22 protein-coding genes are annotated in these 25549 nt (G+C 67.1%); 14 read left to right on the forward strand and 8 right to left on the reverse strand.

Features of this window, described 5'->3' with window-relative positions; genetic code table 11:
• Positions 1-2: 2 nt before the first annotated feature.
• The 3 genes from carB to AC1RKE_RS06685 form a co-directional block, all read right to left on the reverse strand.
• A complete protein-coding gene (gene carB / locus AC1RKE_RS06675; RefSeq protein ID WP_333896526.1) occupies positions 3-3302 on the reverse strand; it encodes a carbamoyl-phosphate synthase large subunit in 3300 nt (1099 codons plus the stop codon).
• Between the two features lie 23 nt (positions 3303-3325).
• Positions 3326-3643 (reverse strand): ribonuclease E inhibitor RraB, encoded by a 318-nt coding sequence (locus AC1RKE_RS06680; RefSeq protein WP_224761038.1) that lies wholly within the window; start codon positions 3641-3643, stop codon positions 3326-3328.
• 124 nt (positions 3644-3767) lie between these two features.
• Positions 3768-4469, reverse strand: coding sequence for an HAD family hydrolase (locus tag AC1RKE_RS06685; protein ID WP_348683076.1), 702 nt, complete (start codon positions 4467-4469; stop codon positions 3768-3770).
• A gap of 42 nt (positions 4470-4511) precedes the next feature.
• On the opposite strand from AC1RKE_RS06685, the gene AC1RKE_RS06690 reads away from it, so the two are divergent.
• Complete coding sequence (locus AC1RKE_RS06690; protein ID WP_348683078.1) at positions 4512-5222, forward strand: SDR family NAD(P)-dependent oxidoreductase; 711 nt, start codon at positions 4512-4514, stop codon at positions 5220-5222.
• 26 nt (positions 5223-5248) lie between these two features.
• Here AC1RKE_RS06690 and AC1RKE_RS06695 read toward each other — a convergent pair whose 3' ends face one another.
• On the reverse strand, positions 5249-5479 hold the full coding sequence (locus tag AC1RKE_RS06695; protein ID WP_348683079.1) for a YbdD/YjiX family protein: 231 nt from the start codon (positions 5477-5479) through the stop codon (positions 5249-5251).
• Positions 5472-7559: a carbon starvation CstA family protein gene (locus tag AC1RKE_RS06700; RefSeq protein ID WP_348683080.1), complete on the reverse strand. Its 2088-nt coding sequence runs from the start codon at positions 7557-7559 to the stop codon at positions 5472-5474. The genes AC1RKE_RS06695 and AC1RKE_RS06700 overlap by 8 nt, the downstream gene beginning before the upstream one ends.
• 189 nt (positions 7560-7748) lie before the next feature.
• On the opposite strand from AC1RKE_RS06700, the gene murC reads away from it, so the two are divergent.
• From murC to lpxC, 10 genes are all read left to right on the forward strand, one after another.
• The gene (murC, locus tag AC1RKE_RS06705; RefSeq protein WP_054766527.1) at positions 7749-9161 is read left to right on the forward strand and encodes a UDP-N-acetylmuramate--L-alanine ligase; all 1413 of its coding nucleotides are present in this window, start codon (positions 7749-7751) and stop codon (positions 9159-9161) included.
• Positions 9162-9230: 69 nt separating this feature from the next.
• Complete coding sequence (locus tag AC1RKE_RS06710; protein ID WP_348683081.1) at positions 9231-9476, forward strand: type II toxin-antitoxin system VapB family antitoxin; 246 nt, start codon at positions 9231-9233, stop codon at positions 9474-9476.
• A complete protein-coding gene (locus AC1RKE_RS06715) occupies positions 9476-9871 on the forward strand; it encodes a type II toxin-antitoxin system VapC family toxin (protein ID WP_228185493.1) in 396 nt (131 codons plus the stop codon). Before AC1RKE_RS06710 ends, AC1RKE_RS06715 begins: the two co-directional genes overlap by 1 nt.
• Positions 9868-10776, forward strand: a complete 909-nt coding sequence (murB, locus tag AC1RKE_RS06720) for a UDP-N-acetylmuramate dehydrogenase (protein WP_348683082.1) — start codon at positions 9868-9870, stop codon at positions 10774-10776. The genes AC1RKE_RS06715 and murB overlap by 4 nt, the downstream gene beginning before the upstream one ends.
• Before the next feature lie 87 nt (positions 10777-10863).
• The gene (locus AC1RKE_RS06725) at positions 10864-11805 is read left to right on the forward strand and encodes a D-alanine--D-alanine ligase (RefSeq protein ID WP_395941920.1); all 942 of its coding nucleotides are present in this window, start codon (positions 10864-10866) and stop codon (positions 11803-11805) included.
• Positions 11793-12677, forward strand: a complete 885-nt coding sequence (locus AC1RKE_RS06730) for a cell division protein FtsQ/DivIB (protein ID WP_348685218.1) — start codon at positions 11793-11795, stop codon at positions 12675-12677. The genes AC1RKE_RS06725 and AC1RKE_RS06730 overlap by 13 nt, the downstream gene beginning before the upstream one ends.
• 27 nt (positions 12678-12704) lie before the next feature.
• Positions 12705-14033, forward strand: coding sequence for a cell division protein FtsA (gene ftsA, locus AC1RKE_RS06735; RefSeq protein WP_054766521.1), 1329 nt, complete (start codon positions 12705-12707; stop codon positions 14031-14033).
• A 212-nt stretch (positions 14034-14245) separates the two neighbouring features.
• Entirely contained in the window at positions 14246-17998 is a 3753-nt protein-coding gene (locus tag AC1RKE_RS06740) for a TonB-dependent receptor plug domain-containing protein (protein WP_492896655.1), read from the forward strand.
• Positions 17999-18218: 220 nt separating this feature from the next.
• Positions 18219-19817 (forward strand): cell division protein FtsZ, encoded by a 1599-nt coding sequence (gene ftsZ, locus AC1RKE_RS06745; RefSeq protein ID WP_348684281.1) that lies wholly within the window; start codon positions 18219-18221, stop codon positions 19815-19817.
• Between the two features lie 183 nt (positions 19818-20000).
• Positions 20001-20900, forward strand: a complete 900-nt coding sequence (gene lpxC / locus AC1RKE_RS06750) for a UDP-3-O-acyl-N-acetylglucosamine deacetylase (protein ID WP_191557937.1) — start codon at positions 20001-20003, stop codon at positions 20898-20900.
• A 51-nt stretch (positions 20901-20951) separates the two neighbouring features.
• Here the strand turns inward: lpxC and pgeF are convergent, their stop codons facing one another.
• From pgeF to lgt, 3 genes are read right to left on the reverse strand one after another with little or no spacing between them, the layout of a single operon-like run.
• A complete protein-coding gene (gene pgeF / locus AC1RKE_RS06755) occupies positions 20952-21734 on the reverse strand; it encodes a peptidoglycan editing factor PgeF (RefSeq protein ID WP_395941846.1) in 783 nt (260 codons plus the stop codon).
• Positions 21731-22816 carry a class I SAM-dependent methyltransferase gene (locus AC1RKE_RS06760; protein ID WP_348684280.1) on the reverse strand — a complete coding sequence of 362 codons (1086 nt, stop codon included), beginning with the start codon at positions 22814-22816 and terminating at the stop codon, positions 21731-21733. Before AC1RKE_RS06760 ends, pgeF begins: the two co-directional genes overlap by 4 nt.
• The gene (lgt, locus tag AC1RKE_RS06765) at positions 22813-23682 is read right to left on the reverse strand and encodes a prolipoprotein diacylglyceryl transferase (RefSeq protein ID WP_182713261.1); all 870 of its coding nucleotides are present in this window, start codon (positions 23680-23682) and stop codon (positions 22813-22815) included. Before lgt ends, AC1RKE_RS06760 begins: the two co-directional genes overlap by 4 nt.
• A gap of 177 nt (positions 23683-23859) precedes the next feature.
• On the opposite strand from lgt, the gene AC1RKE_RS06770 reads away from it, so the two are divergent.
• The 3 genes from AC1RKE_RS06770 (at position 23860) to AC1RKE_RS06780 (ending at position 25548) form a co-directional block, all read left to right on the forward strand.
• Positions 23860-24159, forward strand: a complete 300-nt coding sequence (locus AC1RKE_RS06770) for an accessory factor UbiK family protein (protein ID WP_348684917.1) — start codon at positions 23860-23862, stop codon at positions 24157-24159.
• 76 nt (positions 24160-24235) lie between these two features.
• On the forward strand, positions 24236-24739 hold the full coding sequence (locus AC1RKE_RS06775) for a type III secretion system chaperone family protein (protein ID WP_054766514.1): 504 nt from the start codon (positions 24236-24238) through the stop codon (positions 24737-24739).
• Positions 24739-25548 carry a pyrroline-5-carboxylate reductase family protein gene (locus tag AC1RKE_RS06780; protein WP_348684914.1) on the forward strand — a complete coding sequence of 270 codons (810 nt, stop codon included), beginning with the start codon at positions 24739-24741 and terminating at the stop codon, positions 25546-25548. Before AC1RKE_RS06775 ends, AC1RKE_RS06780 begins: the two co-directional genes overlap by 1 nt.
• Position 25549: the final 1 nt, after the last annotated feature.

The raw sequence follows: 25549 nt of genomic DNA on the forward strand, positions 1-25549 counted from the left end.
GGTCAGGCGTAGTCCTGGATCGCCTTCACATCCAGGTCGCCGGCCTTGATGGCGCCGATGGCCTGGGCGGCGGCCAGGGCGCCGGCGGTGGTGGTGTAGTAGGGGATCTTCATCATCAGGGCGGTGCGGCGCAGGGAGAAGCTGTCCTGCAGCGACTGCTTGCCCGAGGTGGTGTTGAAGACCAGATGGACCTCGCCGTTCTTCATGGCGTCGACGATGTGGGGGCGGCCTTCCAGCACCTTCCTGACCAGGCCGACCTCGATCCCCTGGGCGGCCAGATAGTCGCGGGTGCCGCCGGTGGCGATGATGGAGAAGCCCTGGGCCAGCAGGGTCTTCACCGCCTCGACGATGAAGGGCTTGTCGTCCTCCTTGACCGAGACGAAGGCGCAGCCGGAGGTCGGCAGCTTGGCGCCGCCGCCGATCTGGGACTTGGCGAAGGCGCGGGCGAAGGCGGGGGCCATGTCGGCCTCGCCCTCGCGCTTCCAGTCCAGGCCCATGACCTCGCCGGTCGAACGCATTTCCGGGCCCAGTATGGTGTCCACCCCGGCGAAGCGGGCGAAGGGGAAGACGGCTTCCTTGACCGCGATATGGTCATAGGGGGCGTCGGTCAGGCCGAAGGAGGCCAGGGGCGCGCCCGCCATGACCTTGGCGGCGATCGAGGCGATGGGCCGGCCGATGGTCTTGGCCACGAAGGGGGCCGTGCGGCTGGCGCGCGGATTGACCTCCAGCACGAAGATGCGCGGGTTATCGCCGTGCGGCTCTTCAATCGCGAACTGGACGTTCATCAGGCCGCGCACCTTCAGGGCCTTGGCCATTTCGGTGGTCTGGCGCTTCAGCTCGGCCACCGTCTCGGGACGCAGCGACCAGGGCGGCATGGAGCAGGCGCTGTCGCCCGAGTGGACGCCGGCTTCCTCGATATGCTCCAGCACCCCGGCGACGAAGACGGTCTCGTCGTCGCACAGGGCGTCCACGTCCACCTCGGTGGCGCGGTTCAGATAGTGGTCGATCAGGACGGGATCGTCGCCTGAGACGCGCATGGCCTCGTGGACGTAGCGGTCCAGCTGCTCGCGGTCGTGGACGATCATCATGCCGCGGCCGCCCAGGACGTAGGAGGGGCGCAGGACGACGGGATAGCCGACGTCCTCGGCCTTTTGCGCGGCCTCTTCGGCGCTGCGGGCCAGGGCGTTGGGGGGCTGACGCAGGCCGATGGCCTCCAGCATCTGCTGGAAGCGCTCGCGGTCCTCGGCCAGGTCGATGGAGTCGACGCTGGTGCCCAGGACGGGGATGTTGTCCTCCTGAAGCGCATGGGCCAGCTTCAGCGGCGTCTGGCCGCCGAACTGGACGACGCAGCCGATCAGATCGCCCTTGGACCGCTCGACCTCGATCAGCTCCAGCACGTCCTCGGCCGTCAGGGGCTCGAAATACAGGCGGTCGGAGGTGTCGTAATCGGTCGAGACGGTCTCGGGGTTGCAGTTGACCATGATCGACTCGACGCCGATGTCGTCGAAGGCGAAGGCCGCGTGGCAGCAGCAGTAGTCGAACTCGATCCCCTGGCCGATCCGGTTCGGGCCGCCGCCCAGGATGACGGCCTTCTTCCTGTCCGACGGCTCGGCCTCGCACTCGGGAACCTGGCCCAGGGCGCCGGTCTCATAGGTCGAATACATATAGGCGGTGGCGCTGGCGAACTCGGCCGCGCAGGTGTCGATCCGCTTGAAGACGGGGCGGACGTTCAGGCCGCGACGGGCGGCGCGGATCTCTTTCTCGGTCTTGCCGGTCAGGGCGGCCAGACGGGCGTCGGAGAAGCCCTTGGCCTTCAGGCGGCGGAACTCGGTCGGGTCGGTGGGCAGGCCCTTGATGCGGACGTGGCCTTCCTCGCGCACGATGTCGGCGATCTGGCGCAGGAACCAGGGCTCGTAGGAACAGGCGGCTTGGACCTCTTCCACCGTCAGCCCGTGGCGGAAGGCCTGGGCGATGACGCGGATCCGGTCGGGTGTCGGAACGCCCAGGGCGCGGACCACGGCGGCGCGGGCGGCGCCGGCGTCCTCGACATCGGCGACGCCGTCGATCTCGATCTCGTCGAAGCCGGACAGGCCGGTCTCAAGCCCGCGCAGGGCCTTCTGCATCGATTCCTGGAAGGTGCGGCCGATGGCCATGACCTCGCCTACCGACTTCATCGAGGTGCCCAAGAGGGGCTCGGACCCCGGATATTTCTCGAAGGCGAAGCGCGGGATCTTGGTGACGACATAGTCGATCGACGGCTCGAAGCTGGCCGGGGTGACCTGGGTGATGTCGTTCTGCAGCTCGTCCAGGGTGTAGCCGACGGCCAGACGCGCGGCCACCTTGGCGATGGGGAAGCCGGTGGCCTTGGATGCAAGCGCCGACGAGCGCGACACGCGCGGGTTCATCTCGATCACGACCATGCGGCCGTCCTTGGGATTGATCGCCCACTGGACGTTCGACCCGCCCGTCTCGACCCCGATCTCGCGGAGCACATTGATCGAGCCGGTCCGCATCCGCTGATATTCCTTGTCGGTCAGCGTCAGCGCAGGGGCGACGGTGATGGAGTCGCCGGTATGGACCCCCATCGGATCGACGTTCTCGATCGAGCAGATGATGATGCAGTTGTCCGCCGTGTCGCGGACGACCTCCATCTCATATTCCTTCCAGCCCAGGACGGATTCTTCGATCAGGACTTCGGTGGTCGGGGACAGGTCCAGGCCGCGCAGGACGATCTCCTCGAACTCCTCGCGGTTGAAGGCGATGCCGCCGCCGGTGCCGGCCAGGGTGAAGGAGGGACGAATGACGGCGGGCAGGCCGACGTACTCCAGCCCTTCCAGCGCCTCTTCCATCGAATGGGCGGCCTTGGAGCGGGGCGATTCCAGACCCAGCTTGTCCATGGCGTCGCGGAACTTCTGGCGATCCTCGGCCTTGTCGATGACCTCGGCCTTGGCGCCGATCATCTCGACCCCATACTTCTTCAGCGCGCCCGAGGCGTCCAGGGCCAGGGCGGTGTTCAGCGCGGTCTGGCCGCCCATGGTGGGCAGAAGGGCGTCGGGGCGTTCCTTGGCGATGATCTTCTCGACCATCTGCGGCGTGATCGGCTCGATATAGGTGGCGTCGGCCACCTCCGGGTCGGTCATGATGGTGGCGGGGTTGGAGTTGACCAGTATGACCCGGTACCCCTCGGCCTTCAGCGCCTTGCACGCCTGGACGCCCGAATAGTCGAACTCGCACGCCTGACCGATGACGATGGGGCCGGCGCCGATGATGAGGATCGACTGGATGTCTGTGCGTTTGGGCATGGGGAGGGCCTCTTCTTTTTGTTCTAGTGGGTCACGACCGCGCATTCCCAGCCGTCGTACTCCAGCTGGAAGGCCGCGGCCCAGGTCTGCATCATGGCCGAGACGGGCGCAAAGCTCGCCGCATCGACCGCCATGGTGGTCTCGAGAATCGTCATGTCGCCCTCGCCGCGCGCAATGAAGCCGGCGCGCCGCGCCACCTCGCACAGATCGCCGTGGGCGTCCTCGTCGCCGAGGAAGAAGAACAGCGTATGGCGCGGCGTCACGCCGCTGTCGCCCTGTTCGGCCAGCGCCGCACGCACCATGGCGTCGCGTTCGTCATGACTGATGTCCGAGGCGTGCACGGGGCGAGGGGATCCTTGGTTCTTTGCGCGCGCGTAGCCGCCGCAGGGCGTCGCCATGCGGAGCTTGCGTCGGGTTGTCGGTTAAGCGGCCCGTTTAGAGAGGGAGGGGCAGGGGGGCAAGAGCTTATGCGTCGCCTATCGCCGCAATCCAGTCGGGCAGTTCGCTGATGCGCGAGAGCGAGACATAGCGCGGCTCGTTCACCGGGGCGTCGGCCAGTTCGTGGGCCCAGGTGACGTGGTAGGGGATGTGGACGCCGAAGGCGCCGGCGGCGATGGCGGGCAGGACGTCGGACTTCATCGAATTGCCGGCCATGACGGCTTCGGCCGGGCCCGTGCCATGGCGGGCGAAGACGCGCTCGTACGTGGCCCGGTCCTTTTCCGAGACGATCTCGACCGCCGCGAACCGGTCGCCCAGGCCCGAGGCGGCCAGCTTGCGTTCCTGATCCAAGAGGTCGCCCTTGGTGATCAGGACCAGGCGGTAGCGTTCGGCCAGTTCGGCGACAACCTCGTCCACGCCGGGCAGGGTCTCGACCGGATGGGCCAGCATTTCGCGGCCGGCGGCCAGGATTTCGCGCACCACCTCGGGCGGGGCGCCGCCGTCGCACAGCTCCATGGCCGTCTCGATCATCGACAGGGTGAAGCCCTTCACGCCGTAGCCGTAGAGGCGCAGATTGCGCTGTTCGGTCTCGGCCAGGCGCGCCTCGATCGTGGCGGCGTCGCCGTGGTCGTCCAGCAGGTCGACGAAGCGGGCGTGGGTCAGACGAAAGATCGTCTCATTGTGCCAGAGGGTGTCGTCGGCATCGAGGCCGACCGTGGTGATGCTCATGACGCGCCCCTATCATGAGCCGCGTCGGCATGGGAGATGAAGATGAGCGGATCGGCGGTGGTGATCGGCGCCTCGGGCGGGATCGGGCGGGCCCTGACGCAGCGTCTGGTCGCCGAGGGCGGGTTCGAGGCCGTCTGGGCCGTGTCCCGTTCGGCGGCGGCGGTTCCCGGCGCCCAGGCCCTGGCGGCCGATCTGGAGGACGAGGACAGTCTGGCCCAGGCGGCGGCGCGGATCGCGCAAGGCGCCGCGCCGACCCTGGTGCTGGTCGCGACCGGCGTCCTGCACGACGGTTTCCAGCCCGAGCGGTCCCTGCGTCAGCTTGAGGCCGAGCATCTGCTCAGGGACTATCGGATCAATACGGTCGGGCCGGCGCTTGTGGCCAAACATTTCCTGCCCCTGCTGCCGCGCGACCGGCGGGCGGTGTTCACGGCCCTGTCGGCGCGGGTCGGTTCGATCGGGGACAATCGGCTGGGCGGCTGGTACGCCTATCGCGCGTCCAAGGCGGCGCTGAACATGATCCTGCGCAATCTGGCGATCGAGACGGCGCGGACCCACCCCCTGGCGGTGGTCGCCGGGCTTCATCCCGGCACGGTGGACACGGGGCTGAGCGCGCCGTTTCAGAAGGGGGTGGGGGAGGGACGGCTGTTCAGCCCGGATCATTCGGCCGAACGGCTGCTGGCGGTGGCGGCGGGGTTGACGCCGGGGGACAGCGGCGGGGTCTTCGCCTGGGACGGGGCGCGGATTCCGGAATGAGGACGGCCGAAGGCCGGGCCGTCAGCTCAGCAGCATTTGAAGCCGCCGGCGCCGCCGAAACGGCGCTGCTCGTGCAGGCGGAAGAAGGCGATCTTGTCCAGAGGCGGCTGGTCGGGGTGGGTCGCGGTCGCATGCCGGACATAGGCCTCATAGTCCGGCTGGCCGATCATGGCGCCGGCCGTGCGCCGGACGCCGCGACCCCACCGCAGGGCGGCGTCGCGGCACAGGCAGAGCAGATCGTCCTGAACGTCAGGCACGGGCGACGTCCGCCGCATCGTCGGCCGGGGTCAGATCGTGCGCCTCGGGATATTCGCGCACGGTCGGCCGGCTGTTCAGATAGGCCTTGCGGCAGGCCAGGACGCCATAGATCACCATGGTGACGACCACGAACAGGAAGCCCGCCGTCAGGGCGGAGTTGACGTAGTCGTTGACGATGATCCGGTGCATGTCGCCCGCCGCCTTGGCCGGGGCCAGCAGTTCGCCGGCGCCCAGGGCGTCCTGGTATTTGCGGGCGTGGGCCAAAAAGCCGATGCGGACGTCCGGGTGGAACAGCTTCTGGAAGCCGGCCGTCAGGGTGCAGATCAGCAGCCAGGTCGCCGGGACGACCATGACCCAGGCGAACTTCTCGCGCTTCATCTTGAACAGGACGACCGTGCCCAGGATCAGGGCGACGGCGGCCAGCATCTGATTGGCGATGCCGAACAGGGGCCACAGGCTGTTGATGCCCCCCAGCGGATCGACGACGCCGGTGTAGAGGAAATAGCCCCACAGGCCGACCGTAAGCGCCGTGGCGACGACGTTGGCGCCCCAGGACTTGGTCTCGCGCATCCTGGGCACGGCGACGCCCAGCAGGTCCTGGATCATGAAGCGGCAGACGCGGGTGCCGGCGTCGACCGTGGTCAGGATGAACAGGGCCTCGAACAGGATGGCGAAATGGTACCAGAAGGCCATCATGGCCTTGCCGCCGATCACGCCCGACAGGATGTGGGCCATGCCGACCGCCAGGGTGGGGGCGCCGCCCGCGCGCGACAGGATCGAATGCTCGCCCACGTCCCGGGCCAGTTGCTCCAACTCGCCGGGGGTGATGTGGAAGCCCCACTGGGCCACGGCGGCGGCGGCCGAGGCCGCGTCCTTGCCGATGACGGCGCCCGGGCTGTTCATGGCGAAATAGACCGCCGGGTCCAGAACCGTGGCGGCGATCAGGGCCATGACGGCGACGAAGCTTTCGCACAGCATGGCGCCGTAGCCGATCATCGGGATCTGGGCTTCGTTCTCCAGCAGCTTGGGCGTGGTGCCCGACGAGATCAGGGCGTGGAAGCCCGAAACCGCGCCGCAGGCGATGGTGATGAACAGGAAGGGGAAGAGGGCGCCGGCGAAGACCGGGCCGGTGCCGTCGATGAAGGGGGTGATCGCGGGCATCTGCAGGTGCGGACGCACGATCAGTATGCCGATGGCCAGGGCGACGATGGCTCCGATCTTCAGGAAGGTCGACAGATAGTCGCGCGGCGCCAGCAGCAGCCAGACCGGGATGACCGAGGCGATGAAGCCGTAGACCATCATCAGTATGGCCAGGGTCGGACCCGTCAGGGTGAAGGCCGGACCCCAGAACGGGTCAGCCGCCACATGGCCGCCGCCGATGATGGCCAGGATCAGCAGGACCACGCCGATGACCGACACCTCGCCCACGCGGCCCGGCCGCAGGAAGCGGGTGTAAAGGCCCATGAAGACGGCGATGGGGATGGTGGCGGCGACGGTGAAGGTTCCCCACGGGCTCTCGGCCAGGGCCTTGACCACCACCAGGGCCAGGACGGCCAGGATGATGACCATGATCATCAGCACGCCCACCTGGGCGATGATGCCGGGGATATTGCCCATTTCGGTGCGGATCATGTCGCCCAGGGACTTGCCGTCGCGCCGGGTGGACATGAACAGGACCATCATGTCCTGCACCGCTCCCGCCAGCACGGCGCCGACCAGGATCCACAGCACGCCCGGCAGATAGCCCATCTGGGCGGCCAGCACCGGCCCGACCAGAGGCCCCGCGCCGGCGATGGCGGCGAAGTGGTGGCCGAACAGGACGTTTCGGGGCGTCGGCACATAATCCAGGCCGTCGTCGCGCCGCACCGCCGGGGTCGGGCGCGAGGGCTGCAACTGCATGACCTTGTTGGCCAGGTAGCGACTGTAGAAGCGGTAGGCGATCGCATAGGTGCAGACGGCGGCGACCACCATCCAGACCGCGCTGACGCTTTCGCCCTGGTGCAGGGCGATGACGCCCAACGAGACGGCCCCCAGGATCGCGATGACCCCAAATATCAGAGGGGTTCCAAGTTTGCCCACGACCTACTCCTACTCGACCGGACGACTGACGATTTCGCGTCCTGTTTGCACGATAGGCCCGCCGAAGGCCAATCGACTAAAGTCGTAGACGGGGCCCGGCGTTCCGGCGCGCGATCCGTTCGCGCGGCTTCGAAACTTGGATACACGCCCCCCCGTGCAATCCGCCAAATCTATTGCTAAGCGCATCGGATGATCGCTCGCCTTCGCCCCGTCCCGTTCGACCTCGGTCCCGTCCATTTCGTCGGCATCGGCGGCATAGGCATGAGCGGCATCGCCGAGATCATGCTGAAGATTGGTTATTCGGTTCAGGGCTCTGACGCCAAGGCCAGCGCCAATACTGAACGGCTGGAGAAGCTGGGGGCCCGGATCTTCATCGGTCACGACGCGGCCCATGTCGGCGAGGGCGTCTCGGCCGTGGTCTATTCGACGGCGGTCAAGGCCGACAATCCCGAGATGAAGGCCGCGCGCGAGCGTCGCATCCCCCTGGTGCGCCGGGCCGAGATGCTGGCCGAGCTGATGCGGCTGCAGTTCTCCATCGCGGTCGGGGGCACCCACGGCAAGACCACGACGACCTCCATGGTCGCGGCCCTGCTGGACGCGGCCGGTCTGGACCCGACGGTGGTCAACGGCGGCATCATCAACGCCTACGGCACCAACGCCAAGGTCGGCGACGGCGACTGGATCGTGGTCGAGGCGGACGAGAGCGACGGCAGCTTCCTGCGCCTGAAATCGACGGTCGCCATCGTGACCAATATCGACCCGGAACACCTGGACCACTACGGCGACTTCGACGCGGTGCGGAAGGCCTTCGTCGATTTCGTCGAAAACATCCCCTTCTACGGTTTCGCCGCCGTCTGCCTGGATCATCCCGAGGTGCAGAAACTGGTCGCCTCGATCGATAACCGGCGGCTGGTGACCTATGGGACCAATCCCCAGGCCATGGTGCGGGCCGAGGGTTGCCAGATGGGGCCGGACGGCGCCCGGTTCGACGTGGTGATCCAGAACGGCGAAACGCACCGGATCGACAATCTGCATCTGCCGATGGCGGGCTGGCACAATGTCTCCAACGCCCTGGCCGCCATCGCCGTGGCGCGCGAGCTGGACGTATCCGACGAGGCGATCCGCGAGGGCCTGGCCGGGTTCGGCGGCGTCAAGCGTCGCTTCACCACGACGGGCGTGGTGAACGGGGTGCGGATCGTCGATGACTATGGCCACCACCCGGTCGAAATCGCCGCCGTGCTGAAGGCGGCGCGTCAGGTTAGCGAGGGCCGGGTCATCGCCGTGGTCCAGCCGCACCGCTACACCCGTCTGCGCGACCTGATGGACGACTTCTCGACCAGTTTCTCCGACGCCGACAGCGTGATCGTCGCCGACGTCTATCCGGCCGGCGAACAGCCGATCGAGGGGGTGGACAAACACGCCCTGACCGACGGAATCCGTCGCTACGGCCACCGCCATGTCCAGGCGCTGGAGAACGCCGCCGTCCTGCCGCGCCTGATCAAGGAAGAGGCCCGGTCGGGCGACGTGGTCGTGCTGCTGGGCGCCGGCGACATCACCAGCTGGGCCTATGGCCTGCCGGCGCAGCTGGAGGCGCTGGGCTGACGCCCGGCTTGTCCGGCGGGGCCTGGAAAGTATATACTTCGGCGTGACGGTATATCCCTGGAGGATGCCATGGCCCTTTATGTGAAGGATCCCGAAGTCGATCGGATGGCTGAACGCCTCAGCTGCATCGCAGGGATCAGCAAGACGGAGGCGGTGCGCCGCGCGCTGCGTCGCGAGTTGGAGCAGGTTGAGACGCCGTCGGACTTCGTGGAACGCGGCCTCGCCTTCGTCCGGGCGCTGGAGGCGCGAGCGCCAAGAGAGCGAGGAGAGCCGATCGACAAGGCCTGGATCGACAGCCTCTATGAGCGGGATTGATGTTCGTCGACGCCTCGGCGTTGACCGCCATCCTGACCGGCGAGTCCGACGCGCGAGATCTTTTTGAGCGTCTACAGCGCGGCTCGCCTCGCCTGACCTCTCCAATGGCGGTTTGGGAGACGGTCATAGCGGTGGCGCGTCGCAGGAATATGGAAGTCCATGACGCCGAGGGCGCCGTGGAAGCCTTCCTCACCGACTTCAATATCGAGGTGGTCGCCATCCCGGCCGAGGCGCGGCGCGAGGCGATCCGCGCTCACGCCCGGTACGGCAAGGGCCGTCACCCGGCGGCATTGAACTTCGGCGACTGTTTCGCCTATGCCTGCGCCCGCCACGCGCGATCGCCCCTGCTGTACAAGGGCGACGACTTTTCCCGGACCGACATCGAAGCCGCATGACCGAGATCCCCCTTCCCCCTGTTCGCGGCAAGCTGCTGCGGGATGAGCCGCTCGGCCCCTACACCTGGTTCCGCGTCGGCGGCGCGGCCGAGGCCCTGTTCATTCCGGCCGACGCCGAGGACCTGGCTGATTTTCTCAAGGCGCTGGATCCGGCCGTGCCGGTGACGGTTCTGGGCGTGGGGTCCAACGTCATCGTCCGCGACGGCGGGGTCGAGGGGGTGGTCATCCGCCTGGCCGGTCGCCCCTGGGCGCAGATCACGACGGACGGCGACACGATCACGGCCGGCGCCGGCGCCCTGGATTCCATGGTGGCCAAGGCCGGCGCCAAGGCGGGAATCGCCGGGCTGGAATTCTACGCCGGCATTCCGGGCACGGTCGGCGGCGCCCTGACCATGAACGCAGGCTGCTACGGGGCAGAGACCAAGGATGTGCTGGTCTCGGCCTGGGGGCTGAACCGCAAGGGCGAGCGGGTCGACTACGCCCTGGCCGACTTCGGCTACACCTATCGCCATTCGCAGGCGCCGGCCGAGATCCTCTGGGTCGAGGCCGTCTATCGTGGAACGCCGGACGCGCCCGAGGCGGTGCAGGCCCGGATCGACGAGATCACCAGCCGCCGCGAAACCACCCAGCCGATCCGCGAAAAGACCGGGGGATCGACCTTCAAGAACCCGCCCGGTCACTCGTCCTGGAAGCTGGTGGACGAGGCGGGCTGGCGCGGCAAGCTGCACGTGGAGACCGGGGGAGGGGCCATGTTCAGCGAGCTGCACTCCAACTTCATGATCAACCCCGGCGAGGCGACGGCGGCCGACATCGAGGGCCTGGGCGAGGCGGTGCGGGTCGATGTCCTGAAGAAGACCGGCGTTCAGCTGGAGTGGGAGATCAAGCGGATCGGGCGTCGCCTCTGATCACCGGCGTTTGACGCACAAATTTCACCTCGCGCGGGCGACAAGGTTGACGGCCTGTTAAACATCTCGGCCGCAATCGGAGAGCCCATGACCCGCGCATTCGAAGACCTTCATGTCGCCGTCCTGATGGGCGGTCTGTCCGCCGAGCGGGAGGTGTCCCTGACCTCCGGCGAACAGTGCGCCCAGGCGCTGGAGCGGCAGGGGGTGCGCGTCAGCCGCGTGGACGCCGGGCGCGACCTTGCCAATGTCCTGTCGGGCCTGATCAAGCCGGACGTGGTGCTGAACTGCCTGCACGGCGCCTGGGGCGAGGACGGCTGCGTCCAGGGCGTGCTGGAGACCCTGCGGATTCCCTATACCCATTCCGGCGTCCTGGCCTCGGCCCTGGCGATGGACAAGAACAAGTCCAAGGCCGTGCTGAGGGCGGCGGGGATCAAGGTTCCGGGCGGCGGCCTGTACGACCGGCATGAGGTGGCGGCGCGTCATGTGATCGAGCCCCCCTATGTGGTCAAGCCCAACGCCGAGGGCTCGTCCGTCGGCGTCTATCTGGTGCGCGAGGGCGCCAATCGGCCGGTCGCCGAGGTGGGCGAGCCCGGCTGGGCCTATGGCGAACAGGTGATGGTCGAGCCCTATATCGCCGGCAAGGAGCTGGCCGTCGCCGTGATCGGCTATGCGGACGGGCCGCGCGCCCTGACCGTGACCGACATCACCCCGACCAAGGGCTTCTATGACTATGAGGCCAAATATGCGCCGGGCGGTTCGGTTCACGTCCTGCCCGCCGTCCTGCCGCCCGCCGTTTTCGAGGCCGCGCTGCGCCAGGCCGAGGCGGCGCATGTCGCCATGGGTTGCAAAGGCGTGTCCAGAAGCGACTTCCGTTATGACGATGTTAAGGACGATCTGGTTCTGCTGGAGGTCAACACTCAGCCGGGCATGACGCCGACCTCGCTCGTCCCCGAGCAGGCCGCCGATGTCGGAATGAGCTACGAAGACCTGGTTCGGTGGATGGTGGAGGACGCCTCATGCCCGCGGTAGTTCGCGGCGGTCGGCGACAGAGTGCGGTTTCCTCGCGTGGCGCAGCCCCCAAGAAGGGAGGGCGTTCGCGCGGCGGGGCGCCCAAGCCTGCGTCCGCCATTCCCGGCAAGATGGCCGCCATCGGCCGGATCGACGTCTCTCCCCGCACCGTCATGATCGCGCTCAGCGCCGGCGCCCTGCTGGTGGTCGGGGTTCTGGCGACCGGCGCGCGCGCCGAGCGGATCGGCCAGTCCCTTTCCCGCGGGATCGACGGGGTGACGGCCGGCATGGGCCTGTCGCTGAAGCGGGTCCACATCACCGGCGCCTCGGCCGAGGCCGAGCCGGCCATTCAGCAGGCCCTGGGTCTTTATTCAGGCCAGCCGATCACCAGTCTGGATCTGGACGCCATTCGCGACCGGGTGCAGGGCGTGGGCTGGGTCAAGTCCGCGCGCGTCGTGCGCCTGTTGCCCGACACCCTGATCATCGAGGTCAAGGAGCACGACCGCCTCGCCGTCTGGCAGGAGGCCGGTCAGATCAAGGTCATCGACACACGGGGCCAGGTGATCAAGGGCGCCGACGCCCGTCGCTATCCCACCCTGCCGCTGGTCGTGGGCAAGGGCGCCGATCTGGCCGCCGCCGAAATCCTGCCTCTGCTGGCCCAGCGGCCGCGCCTGATGAGCCGGGTGGATGCGGTGGTGCGGGTGGACGAACGCCGCTGGGATCTGCGCCTGAAGGACGGCAGCCTGATCCAGCTGCCGGCCACGGAACAGGAGGCGGCCCTGATCCGCCTCGATGCGCTGGATCAGCGCGAACGCCTGCTCGACCTGGGCTTCGCCCGGGTCGATCTGAGAACGCCGGACGAAATTGCGGTGCGCCCCGCCGCCGACGCTTAACAGGGACCAGTGGAGAGTATGGCGGGAATGCAGCGTGGATCGGCGAACGACCAGGGCCGGGTGATGGACCCCCGCGCCGGCCGCGCGCCGGTGATCGCCGCCCTGGACATCGGTCAGTCCAAGGTCTCGTGCTTCATCATGAAGCCGGACGGCGTGCGCCACGCCGACCGCACCATCCGCGTCGCCGGCGCCAGCCACGTCCAGTCCAAGGGCGTCAGGGGCGGCGCCATCATCAATATGGACGAGGCGGCCCAGGCCATCGGCCATGCCGTCGAACGGGCCGAACGCGCGGCCCAGAGCCCGGTCTCCGGCGTCGTCGTGACGACCGCCATCGGCCAGATGGCCAGCCACCGCGTCCAGGCCCGGGTGTCCCTGGGCGCCAATCCCGTCGGCGACGCCGATCTGGCCCGCGCCATCGGCATGGCCCTGGCCCAGATCCGTCTGCCCAACCGTCGGCCCATCCACGTCCTGCCCATCGCCTGGTCAGTGGACGGGGCGCGCGGCGTCCACGATCCGCGCGCGATGCGCGGCGGGTCGCTGGGGCTGGATCTTCTGGTCGTCTCCATGGCCGAGAATGTGTTCACGACCCTGAGCCACTGTCTGGAGCTGGCCCATCTGGACCTTCAGGGCGTGGCCGCCGCGCCCGTCGTGTCGTCGCTGGCCGCCCTGGAAGAAGACGAGATGGACCTGGGGGCCGTCTGTATCGACATGGGCGGCGGCTCGACCAGCGCCGCCGTCTGGGGCGGACGGTCCCTGCTGCATGTGGAGAGCCTGAACGTCGGCGGGGACCATGTGACGTCCGACATCGCGCGGGGCCTGTCCACGTCCAAGGCGGGCGCCGAGCGGCTGAAGACCCTGCACGGTTCGGCCATGGCCAGCGCCAATGAGGACCGCGAAATGCTGGAGGCGCCGCCGCGCGGCGAAGACGCCTCGGCCGGCCCGGTCATTGTGCCGCGCGCCATGCTGAAGACGGTGATCGCCCCGCGCGTGGAAGAGACGCTGGAACTGCTGCGCGACCGGCTGAAGGCGGCAGGGGTCGGCCTTGAGCCCGGCGCCGGCCTGGTCCTGACCGGCGGCGCCAGCCAGCTGAACGGCGTGCGGGAACTGGCCGTGCGCGTCTTCGACCGCCCGGTCCGCCTTGGAAAACCCCAACGGGCGCCACATTTGGCCGACGCGGCGTCAGGACCGGCCTTCTGCGCCACCGCCGGGGTGCTGTTGCGGGCGGCCTATGGCCCCCGCGAAGCGGTGTCCGCCAGAAAGCTGATGGCGCGGCAAATCACGGCTGCGGATGCGCCCAAGGTGCATCGCGGCAATGTGGTGGGCCGTGTGGCGGGGTGGCTGCGGGATAATTTGTAGATCGTAGGTCTGCGGAATGAGGCCATATTGTCGCATTCTCGCTGCAATCCCGCCATGACGTATTGCCGCGCTGATACAATTCCGTAAACGTCCTCGAAACAGTGCCGCCCGTGGGGGGCGGACATGCTGCCTCGGGGCTATTTATGCGACACAAACCATACTTGTTGGGCACTTCGGTTTTGGCTGGAGTCCTAATCGTAGCCTCGGCTGCGGTGGCTCAAACGGCTCCGCAGACGCCCGCTGATGACGGCGCGACCAGCGAAGTCGAAGAGATTGTCGTCACCGGGAGCCGCATTCGCCGCCCCCAATACGAGGGAACCATCCCTGGCGCCCAAGTCGATCGTCAGGCGATCGAAGATCGCGGCTTCACCAACGCAATCCAGATTCTGAACGACATTCCGCTCGTCGGCCCGCCCGTTTCCGCGGTGTCGACCGGCACGGCTCAACCGGCCAACCTTGGCGCGCAGTATGTGGACCTTCTGGATATCGGGTCTTCGCGCACCCTGACGCTGGTCAACGGCCGTCGAATGGTTTCGAACAACGGCGGCACCATCTTCGTGGCGGGCAACGAACCTGGCAATCAGGTGGATGCGGGGACGATTCCTGCGGCCCTTATCGACCGCGTTGATGTTCTGACTGTGGGCGGCGCTGCCGCCTATGGCTCGGACGCCATCGCCGGCGTGGTCAACTATATCCTGCGTGACGACTTTGAAGGTCTGGACGTCCGCACTTCGATCCGTGGTTATGAAGGCGGGCAGGGTGAAACCTACTCCTTCGGCGTCACCACCGGCCGAAACTTCTTGGACAATAAGCTCAACGTCACCGTCGCGGCCGACATCTCCGAGACTGATGCGCTGTACTCAAAGGATTTCGACTTCCTGGGTAGAAACTCGGGCCTGTTCACCCAGCCCTATGGCGTGCGCAACCCCGCCTATACTCTGGGCGTGAGGCCATCGACGGCTCTAGGGGTCTTCCTTCCGGCCAATGCGGACGGGCTCTTCCCCAGCGTCTTCATTGACAGCTTCCGCTCGCACACGGCGCTGCCCGGCGGAACGATTTTCCGTGCGAACCCCGTGCGGACGCTGCAGCCCGGAGCGACGGCGCAAGTCTACGAAAATCCCTCCGCCGGCGGCGGCTTCAACAGCAACACGTCTCTGGGCTCGTTGGATGCGGCCGGATATTATTCCGGGAGCTATTTCCCTTCGGTCCCGAGCCTTTGTAATGCCGGCGCCTTCTCGGCGGCCCAAGCCCAGGCGGCGGCGGCCTCGAACGCCAGGATCTGTAACTTTGCTCCAGCCTCACTGCCGGGGACCACGGCGGCGCAACAGAATGCAAATGCGGCGCGGGTTTTCGCGGCGTATGGCGTGACGCCTCCCGCCGGCGCCACCCAGTCCGATTTGAACCGACTGGCGCTGGACATTTTGCAATCGCGGCTGCCGACGGCGCGGGAATACTTCCTTGCGAATCCCAACCTCAATCCGAATCTCTTCATCGGATCGTTCATTCAAGGTTATCCGGGCGTAGCCAGCGGCAACCCGCTGCTGCCGATCATCGCTCAGCCGCTGCGCTTCGACGCCAACGGCAATGTGGTGCAGTTCGCAGTTGGAGACCTGAGCTCGACCTCGCCGGGCAGCTTCGGCAGCGCCCCCGGCAGCAATCCTGATCTCTACAACGCATCCGACCGTAACGTTCAGCGCTTCAAGCAGCAGCGCTCGATCTTCAACGTCAACGCACGTTACGACATCACCGACAACATCACCTTCTTCACCGAAAACCTGTATTCGGAAATCACCAGCATCAACCCGGTGAACCAGCAGTCCGCCTTCAATTCTGTCGGCTCTGCGGGTATTGAGAACGGCGGTATCATTGTCAGTGTCAACAACCCCTTCCTGACGGCGCAAAATCGCGCTGATCTGGCCGCGCGTGGGATAACCTCTACTTTCGCTCTCTCCACCGATTTCTACGACATCTTCGGTGAAAACAACGAGGCGCGCGGCAAGTCGAAGACCTGGCGCTCGGTCAACGGCCTGCGGGGCGATTTCCGCGCCTTCAACCGCAACTTCAACTGGGACTTCGCCTATTCGACCGGCGGATCGGACTTCCGTTACGAAACCAAGTTCATCAAGGATGTGGAGTTCCTGCTCGCCATCGACGCCGTTGATGTCGGGGGCGTGACGCGGTGCCGCAGCCAAACGGCTCTCGGCGCCGGCATCGTCGGCACCAGCCCTCCCGGTCTGACCAACAACGTTGTGCGCGTCCCCTACGCCGTCAACGCCAATCCGACCGTGCCGGTCGTGGGCGATGTGCCCCAGGATCAGAACTATCAGCCGGTCGTGACCCAAGCCCAGGTCGATGCTTGCCAGCCGCTGAACCTCTTTGGCGTCGGCCGCTCCTCGCAAGCTGCGCGCGACTACATTCTGGCGGATACCTTCATCACCAATGAAGCCCGTCAGGATTACTTCCAAGGCACCTTCGGTGGTGAGATCATCCAACTGCCCGCCGGCGCCTTGGCGTTCGCAGTCTCGGGCGAGCATCGCAATGAAAGCCTCGTCTATAGCGGCGATACGCTCGGCCAGCTTGGGCGGTCACGTTCCGCGCCGACCGCATTGACGGACGCCGAGATCAAGACGACCGAATACGGCGTCGAGTTGAACGTGCCCTTCGTCAGCCCGGACATGAATATTCCCTTCATTCACCGACTGGATGTGAACCCCGCATGGCGCTGGGTGAAGCAGGAGGGGTCGGCCGCCGCGTTCCGTAACGCCAACGGCGTGTTGAATTCGCCGAAGTATGACGGTGACGTTCAGGACATCTATTCGATCGCCGTCAGCTATGCGCCCATTCAAGACATCACGTTCCGCGGCAACATTTCCCGCTCCGTGCGTCAGCCGGGCATTGTCGACCTGTTCCTCGGCAGCCAGCCGGCGTTCCTGAACAACTCGACCGACGTCTGCGGATCGACGAACATCGACTCGGGCCCGAACCCTGCAAAGCGCCGCGCGAACTGTGAAGCTCTGGTTCGGCAGCTCAACCCGGTTTCGAACGTCTATCAGAACGGCGTGATCGATCCGACCCTGTCGGACGCGGACAATACGGCGCGGGTCAAGAACTTCCTGTCTACCTTCGCGTCGGGCGTGCCGTCGTTCCAAACGATCGTCGCGGGCGAGCCGGGGCTGCAGCCGGAAATCGGCAACAGCTACACCTGGGGCTTCGTCGCTCAGCCACGCTTCATCCCGGGCCTGGTGTTCTCGGCTGACTATGTGAAGATAACCGTCAAGGGCCTGATCTCCAACCTGTTCGCCACGACCGCCAACCAGTTCTGCATGGACAGCAACACCTATCCGGACACGCGCCCTGACGTGAATGGTCTGGATCTGTGCCCCTATGTCGTTCGTGACTCGCAGTTCACGATCACGAACGGCTCCATCTCCGGCTTCTGGAACCAGGGTGGTATTCGCGTCCAATCTTTGAACCTTAACGCCGCCTACAACTTCGAGATCGGTGATCTGCTCGGCAACGGCCAGACCGATTTCGGCCGTATGGGTCTTCGTGCGTCGGCCTATCACCTGATCAAGTATCAGAGCTCGCCGAACGGTGAGTTCGACGGCACGACGACCTATTCTCAGGGCACTCTCGCTCGTCCGGATTGGGAGGTGCAACTGGGCGCCAACTACACCAAGGGCGATCTGCGCATGTCATGGACCGGCAACTGGCAAGATACGACCAAGGTGTATGCCGGTAACGGCACGCTGTTCCCGACGATCGACCAAGCGACCGTTCGGCAGTATCGTTCCTACTGGATCCATTCCGCCACGGTCGCCTATGACGTGACGAAGGAGGCGCGGGTCCAGCTGACGGTCGATAACCTGTTCGACACCGTCTATCCGGGCACCCAGTACGAGATCGGCGGGCAGCCGCAGAGCCTCGGCCGCACCTTCCTGGGGCAGTTGATCTATCGCTTCTGATCTAACGCCAGGAACCTCGACACGAGGGGTCAGCTTCGGCTGGCCCCTTTTGTTTTGAGCGTTGCCGCAATTGGGGCGTTGATCCAATCCCGACTCACATTATCGCCGTAACCATCTCTTAACCCTCGTGGGTGCAATCCTTAACGCGCTCATAACCAAGGTGATTCGGCGGGGTGTTCGCCTTGGGACGAGGGGCAGGGTCGGAAGGTCGGAAAACAGAATGTCGCTCTCATTGGTCAAGCCGCAACACACTGAACTGAAGCCCCGCATCGTCGTGTTCGGCGTCGGCGGAGCCGGCGGCAACGCCGTGAACAATATGATCGACGCCGGCCTGGAAGGGGTCGAGTTCGTCGTGGCCAACACCGACGCGCAGCACCTCAGCTTCGCCAAGACGGATCGCCGCATCCAGCTGGGCGAGACCATCACCCAAGGCCTGGGCGCCGGCGCCCACCCCGAGGTCGGCATGAATGCCGCCGAGGAATCCGCCGATGAAATTCATCAGCACCTCGAAGGCGCCCATATGGTGTTCATCACCTGCGGCATGGGCGGCGGCACCGGCACGGGCGCGGCGCCCGTCATCGCCAAATGCGCGCGCGATCGCGGCATTCTGACGGTCGGCGTGGTGACCAAGCCCTTCACCTTCGAGGGCCGCCACCGGATGCGCCTGGCCGATGCGGGCGTCGCCGAGCTGCAACGCTATGTCGACACCCTGATCGTCATTCCGAACCAGAACCTGTTCCGCGTCGCCAACGAGCGCACCACCTTCGCCGACGCCTTCGGCATGGCCGACCAGGTTCTGCACTCGGGCGTGCGCTCGATCACCGATCTGATGATCCTGCCGGGCCTGATCAATCTGGACTTCGCCGACGTGCGCGCCGTCATGTCCGAAATGGGCAAGGCGATGATGGGCACCGGCGAGGCGTCCGGCGACGATCGCGCCCTGATGGCCGCCCAGAACGCCATCGCCAATCCGCTGCTGGACGAGACCAGCCTGAAGGGCGCCAAGGCCGTGCTGGTGAACATCACCGGCGGTCTGGACATGACCCTGCTGGAAGTCGACGAGGCCGCCAACGCCATTTCCGCCGAGGTGGACGGCGACGCCAACATCATCTTCGGGGCCGCCTTCGATCCTGCCCTGGACGGCAAGATCCGCGTCTCGGTGGTGGCCACCGGCATGGACGAGGGCGTGGTGCAGCGCGCCGAGCCCTCGGCGCCGACGGCCCCCCTGGCCGATCACAGCGCCCGCCGCTCGGCCGGCGGCCTGTACGGCGCCCAAACGTCGCGCGCTGCGCCGGAGCCGGCCCGGGACGCCTATCGCGAGCCCGTTCGTGCGGAACGGGCGCCCGAGCCGCGCGTCGAGGCCCGGCCCGAACCCCGTATCGAAGCCGCCCCCGTCGTCCCCAGCTTTCAGGCCCCGGCTGCGGCCGAACCCCGTCCCGAACCGGTGATCCGCGTCGCTGAACCGGCGCCGCGCACCCTGGAGCCGATCGTCGATCCGTGGGTCGAGGAGTATGAGACGCGCGCCCCGGCGGCCTCCGCCCAGCCGAGCCGCGCCCCGGTCGAACCCCAGGGGGATCTCTACGCCGCGCGTTCGCCCGAGCCGACCGCCGACGACTATGACGACCGCGACCATCGCCGCAGCGGCTGGAGCCTGTTCGGTCGGGGCAAGCGCGCCCAGCCGCAGCCCGAGCCGGTCTACAGCCGCACCCAACCCCAGATGCGCCAGTCGGCCCAGCCGCAGTCGACGCCGGAGCCGGAAGCGGGCCAGGCCGACGACGATCTGGAGATTCCCTCTTTTCTCCGCCGTCTCGCCAACTGACCGCCGGAAAAACTGACGACGACGCCCCGAAGCCCGGCTTCGGGGCGTTTTTCGTTCCGTCCGTATCAGAACGAAACAATCCGAAACCCGACTTTCATTTTCCTGTTGCCGGCCAGCCGTTAGACCGGGCCTGTGCCGCAGTCCGTCCCCATGGGCTGTGGCGGTAACGAAGCGAGTTTGCCTTTGCCGGTCCGGAACGACCATCAGGAACGCACCCTCATCGCGCCGGCGATCATCGCCGGCGTGGGCGTGCACACGGGCCGCCGGGTGCGGCTGGCGGTGCGGCCTGCGCCTGCGGGGACGGGGATCGTCTTCGTGCGCACGGACGTCGCCGACCGCGACAACCGTATCCCCGTGTCGGGCGAGGCGGTCGTGGACGCCCGGCTGAACACCATGATCGAGAATGCGGCGGGCGTGCGCCTGTCGACCATCGAACATCTAATGGCGGCCTTCTGTGCGCTCGGCGTATCGAACGCCGTGGTCGAGGTGGACGGTCCGGAGTTGCCGATCCTGGACGGGTCGGCGCTGGAGTTCGTGCGGCTGCTGGACCGGGCCGGCTTCCGGCCCCAGGCGCTGCCGCAGCGCTATATCGAGATCCTGGAGACGGTTCATGTCGTCGAGGGCGACAAACACGCCGCCCTTCTGCCGTGCGACCGCTATGAGATGCGGTTCGAGATCGACTTCCCCTCGGCCGCCATCGGCAATCAGGTGATCGACTTCGTCGTGGACGAGGCGACCTTCCGCAAGGAGATCATGGCCTGCCGCACCTTCGGCTTCGCCCATGAGGTCGAGGCCCTGCGTCAGGCGGGTCTGGCCCGCGGCGGTTCGCTGGAGAACGCCGTGGTTATCGACGGCGACCAGATTCTGAACCCCGGCGGCCTGCGCATGGAACGCGAGTTCGTGCGGCACAAGGCGCTGGACGCCATCGGCGACCTTTACGTCCTGGGCGCGCCCCTGCTGGGCCGATACGAGGGCTACAAGGCCGGCCACGCGGTGAACAACAAGCTGGTCCGCGCCCTGCTGGCTGCGCCGCATGCGTGGCGGGAAGTGACGCGCGTGCCGGAATTGGCGCAGGCGGGGTGATACGCTTTCGCCCTCCCCGGACGGGGAGGGAGAGGGTGAGCGGATTATAAGTCAGACCCCGATCACGCTGATCAACCGCCCGAAATCCGGCTCTCCGCGTTGGAACGCCCTGCGGTTGGAATAGAAGCGCTCCGGGTCGGCGCAGGTGTCGTGGCCGGTCCAGACGGCCTGGCCGACCCTGGCCTGTTGCAGACGCCACAGAACGAAACCCGGCAGGTCGAACAGCCGCTTGTCGTCCGCCGCGCCGGGCTTGAAGAAGCGTTCGCTGCCGGGGTCGTGGTGGACGAACCGCTCCTGGAAATCGACGCCGACCTCATAGCTGGGCTGGGCGATGCAGGGGCCGACGACGGCCAGGATGCGGCGCGGCGAGGCGCCCAGGGCCTCCATGGCCGAGACGGCGGAATGAACCACCCCGCCCAGGGCGCCCTTCCAGCCGGCGTGGACGGCGGCGACGATCCGGGTCTCAGGGTCCGCCATCAGAACGGGCGCGCAGTCGGCGGTCAGGACCGAACACAGCAGGCCGGGCTCGGCCGACACGACCGCATCGCCCTCGGGTCGGTCGCCGCGCCACGGAGCATCGGCGACCCGGGCGACGGCCGAATGGATCTGATAGCAGCCGTTCAGATGATCGGCGTCAGCCCCGAAATGGGCCGCCACGCGGCGGCGGTTCTCGGCCACGGCGGCCGGGTCGTCCTTGGAGCCGACGCCGGTGTTCAGGCCCTTGTATATGCCGGTCGAAACGCCGCCCGCGCGGGTGAAGAAGCCGTGGTCGAAGCCGGCGGCGGTCAGCAGCGGATGGGTGATGGGGGCCAGGCTGGTCATCGGGTCGCTCATTGATCCCATCCCGGCACGATCAGCGAGCGGGGGGAGAAGATTGCGGCGGCCTTGAACAGGCGTCCCATCTGGTCCTCGGCGGTCAGGCGATTCAGTTGGCGGTCGATGACGGCGGCCGCATCGGGGCGCCCCGTTTTCAACCGTTCTGCGCGGGGTTCGATCCCGAGACGGCGCAGGAAGTCGCCCTGTCCCAGGCAGCCGGTGACGTCGGCGCCGGCGCGGACGGCGGCCTCCAGCACGCGCGGGAAGTCGGCCCACTGGGTCAGGTCGGCCTCGCCGGGACTGTCCAGCGGATCGACCTTCTGGTGGCGGCGCAGGGCTTGGAGGGTGTCGCCGGCCTCGGGCCGGGCGCGGCCGTAGTCGATCAGCAGGGCGGCGCCCGAGGCGGCCTTCATCAGCAGGGCCAGGTCGCGGCCGAAGATCGCCTGCTGTTCGGAAATCTCGAAAGTCTGACCCGGCGTCATGTCGAAGCCGGGCTTTTCGAAGCCGCCGGTGATCGCGGTCAGGCCGAAGATCAGGTCGTTGTCGTCGGTGACGCCGATCCGCCGCTCGGCCCAGCCGTCCTCGGTGCGGACGAACTGGCGGGCGGGCATACAGTCCAGCACCTCGTTGGCGATCAGGACGACCGGAGCGTCGGTCTCGATCTGGGTCAGGTCGCGCACCCAGCGCGGCGACAGGTCTGCGCCGGCCAGGGCCCTGGCCTGCAGATCACGCAAAGGTCCGCTGGGCTCGATCAGGATCAGGTCGCAGGCTTCCAGAAAGCCGGGAACCAGGCGGGCGGCCCTCAGGGCGTCGCTGATCAATGTCCCGTCGCCCGGCCCGACCTCGACCAGACGGAACCGCTCGGGCGCGCCCAGCCGGTTCCAGGTCTCGACCGCCCACAGGCCGATCAGTTCGCCGAACATCTGGCTGATTAGGGGGGCGGTGATGAAGTCGCCGCCCTCTCCGAGGGCCGGGCGCGAGGCGTAGTAGCCGCCCTTGGGATCATGCAGGCAGCGGGTTACATAGTCGGCGACCGTCATCGGCCCTGTCAGGGCGATCTCGCGCGCCAGACGGGTCTTCAGGCTCTCGGCTTCGCTCATGCGGCGACGGGCGGCCGGTTCCAGGCGCGCCAGACCAGCCAGGCGCCGACCAGGATCATCGGGATGGACAGCATCATCCCCATGGTCAGGCCCAGGGGGAAGTCGGGCATGCCGAAGTCGGGCTCGCGCACATTCTCCAGCGCGGCGCGGCAGACGCCGTAGCCGACCAGGAACAGGCCGGTGACATAGCCGGGCTTCTTCAGCAAATCGAACTTCCAGATGCCCAGCGACAGGATGGACAGCAGGACGATCCCCTCCAGGCCCGCCTCATAGAGCTGGCTGGGATGGCGCGGCGCGTCGCCGGCGGGGCAGAAGCCGTACATCTGCTGGATACGGGCGTTGCAGAAGCGGATGGCCCAGGGAACGGTCGTCTCGCGGCCCCACAGCTCGCCGTTGATGAAATTGGCCAGACGGCCGAACATCAGGCCGATCGGCACCACCGGCGCGACGACGTCGCCCAGACGCAGCATGTCGATCTTCTGGCCGCGCGAATAGAGGACGATGGCCAGGCAGACGCCCAGGAAGCCCCCGTGGAAGCTCATCCCGCCGGTCCAGAGCTGGAACAGCTCGAACCGTTCGCCCAGGGTCTGGCCCGTGAACAGTTGGGCGTACATGACCGGCTTGTAGAAGAGGGCGTAGCCCAGGCGGCCGCCCAGGATGATGCCCAGCACGATCCACAGCACCAGATCGTCCAACTGGGTCGTGCTGATCGGCGGCTTGCCCGGCGCCCACAGGCGTTCGGTCTTGATCAGTCGGGCGGCGTACCACCAGCCCAGGACGATGCCGGCCACATAGGCCAGGGCGTACCAGCGGATCGGAAGCGGCCCGAGATGGATCAGGACCGGATCGAATTCGGGAAAGGGCAAGGGGATTTCCTATGCTGGCCAGTCTCTCGACGGGCGGTTTAGCAAGCGTCGCCGCCTACGTCGCCTGTGAAGACGCATCACGACGCCTTGATGGCGCCGCCGAAGCAGCAGAAAGAAAGGTTTCGTTCACCATAGTCGGTGACCCTCCGTTAACGACGTTCGAGTCGGAGCCTTTCGATGCAGACCCGCAATCCCCTTCTGGATGAGTTCGCCAAGCTGACGACGGGCGCCATGGGCCTGGCCCAGGCCGCCGGCGAAGAGGCCAAGACCGCCTGGCGCGCCCAGACCGACCGGATCGTCGCCGAGATGGACCTGGTCCGTCGCGACGAGTTCGATGTGCTGAAGGATGAGATCGCCGCCCTGCGGGCCGAGATCGCCGAGCTGAAGGCCAGCAAGAAGCCCGCCGCCAAGACCTCGACCAAGCCCGCCGCGGGAACGTCCACAGATGGAACTCAACCCGGGGACGCAGCCGGTTGAGCCGAATCCGCGAACAGGCTTACCACTCTGTTAACGGCCGTGATTCTGGCGGCCGCAGCCCGAACTGAGAGACTTGATGGACATCGCCCGGCCCGAGGAAACGGACGTGCCCTTCGACCCGCTGGAGGTCGTGGAGCATGTTCTTACGGCCGAGAACCTGCCGTTCGATCGCACCGACGACGGTGATCTGGCCTTTGCGCTCGCGGGGGACTGGAAGGACTATGAGCTCTGGTTCGCCTGGCGGCCCGAGGGCGACTGTCTGCAGCTGTGCTGCGCCCTGGACCTGAAGGTGGCCAAGAGCCGCAAGACGGCCGCCCATGAACTGGTCGGCCTGATCAATCAGCGCACCTGGATGGGCCATTTCGAGGTCTGGGCCGAGGACGGCGAGATCGTCTTCCGTCATTCGCTGGCCCTGCCGATGGGCGAGCGGCCGACCCTGGCCCAGGCGGCCTCGATGATTGATGCGGCGATCGAGGCGGCGGACCGCTATTACCCCGCCTTCGACTTCATGGTGCGCGGAAACAAGAAGCCCCAGGAGGCCATAGAGGCCTGCCTGTTCGAGACGGTCGGCAACGCCTGATGGCTGATCCCCAGCCGGTGGAAGGCCCCGTCGTCCTGGTCGGTTGCGGCCGGCTGGGCTCGGCCATTCTGGAAGGCTGGCTGCTGACCCAGACGGTCGCGGCCTCCGATCTGATCATCCTGACGCCCTCGCAAAAGCCCGCCGCAGAAGCCGCGCGGGCGCAGGGCGCGCGGGTCAATCCGCCGCTCGAAGTATTGGCCGAGGCCAAGGTAATCGTTCTGGCGGTCAAGCCCGCCCTGTGGCGCGACGTCATGACGCCGCTTCTGCCCTTCCTGGGCGATCAGGCGGTGATCCTGTCGGTCATGGCGGGCGTCACGGCGCCGACCCTGGCCGAAGGGATCGGCGGCTGGCCCATCGTGCGGGTGATGCCGACCACCGGCGTCTCGCGCGGACGCGGGGTGGCCTCGGTCTGGTCGGCCGATGATCGGGCGCGCGCCCTGGGTCGCGCCCTGTTCCAGCCGATGGCCGAGACGGTCGATCTGGCGGACGAAGCCCTGATGGACGCCGCGACGGCCGTGGCCGGATCGGGCGCGGCCTATTTTTACGCCTTCACAGAGGCCCTGGCGCGCGCCGGGGAGGCGGCGGGACTGGACGCGGGCACGGCTGACGTTCTGGCCCGCGCCACCCTGCGATCCGCCGCAGAGTCGATGGGCGATGATCCCTTGGACGCCTTGATCGGCCGCATCGCCTCGCCCGGCGGCTCGACCCGCGCGGGGCTGGAGGCCATGGCGCGGGACGGCCGTCTGACGGCGATGCTGAACGACACGGTCGCGGCGGCGGTGCGCCGCAACCGCGAAATGGGCGCCTGAG

The organism is Brevundimonas sp. GW822-FHT03E11 (genome assembly GCF_058801445.1).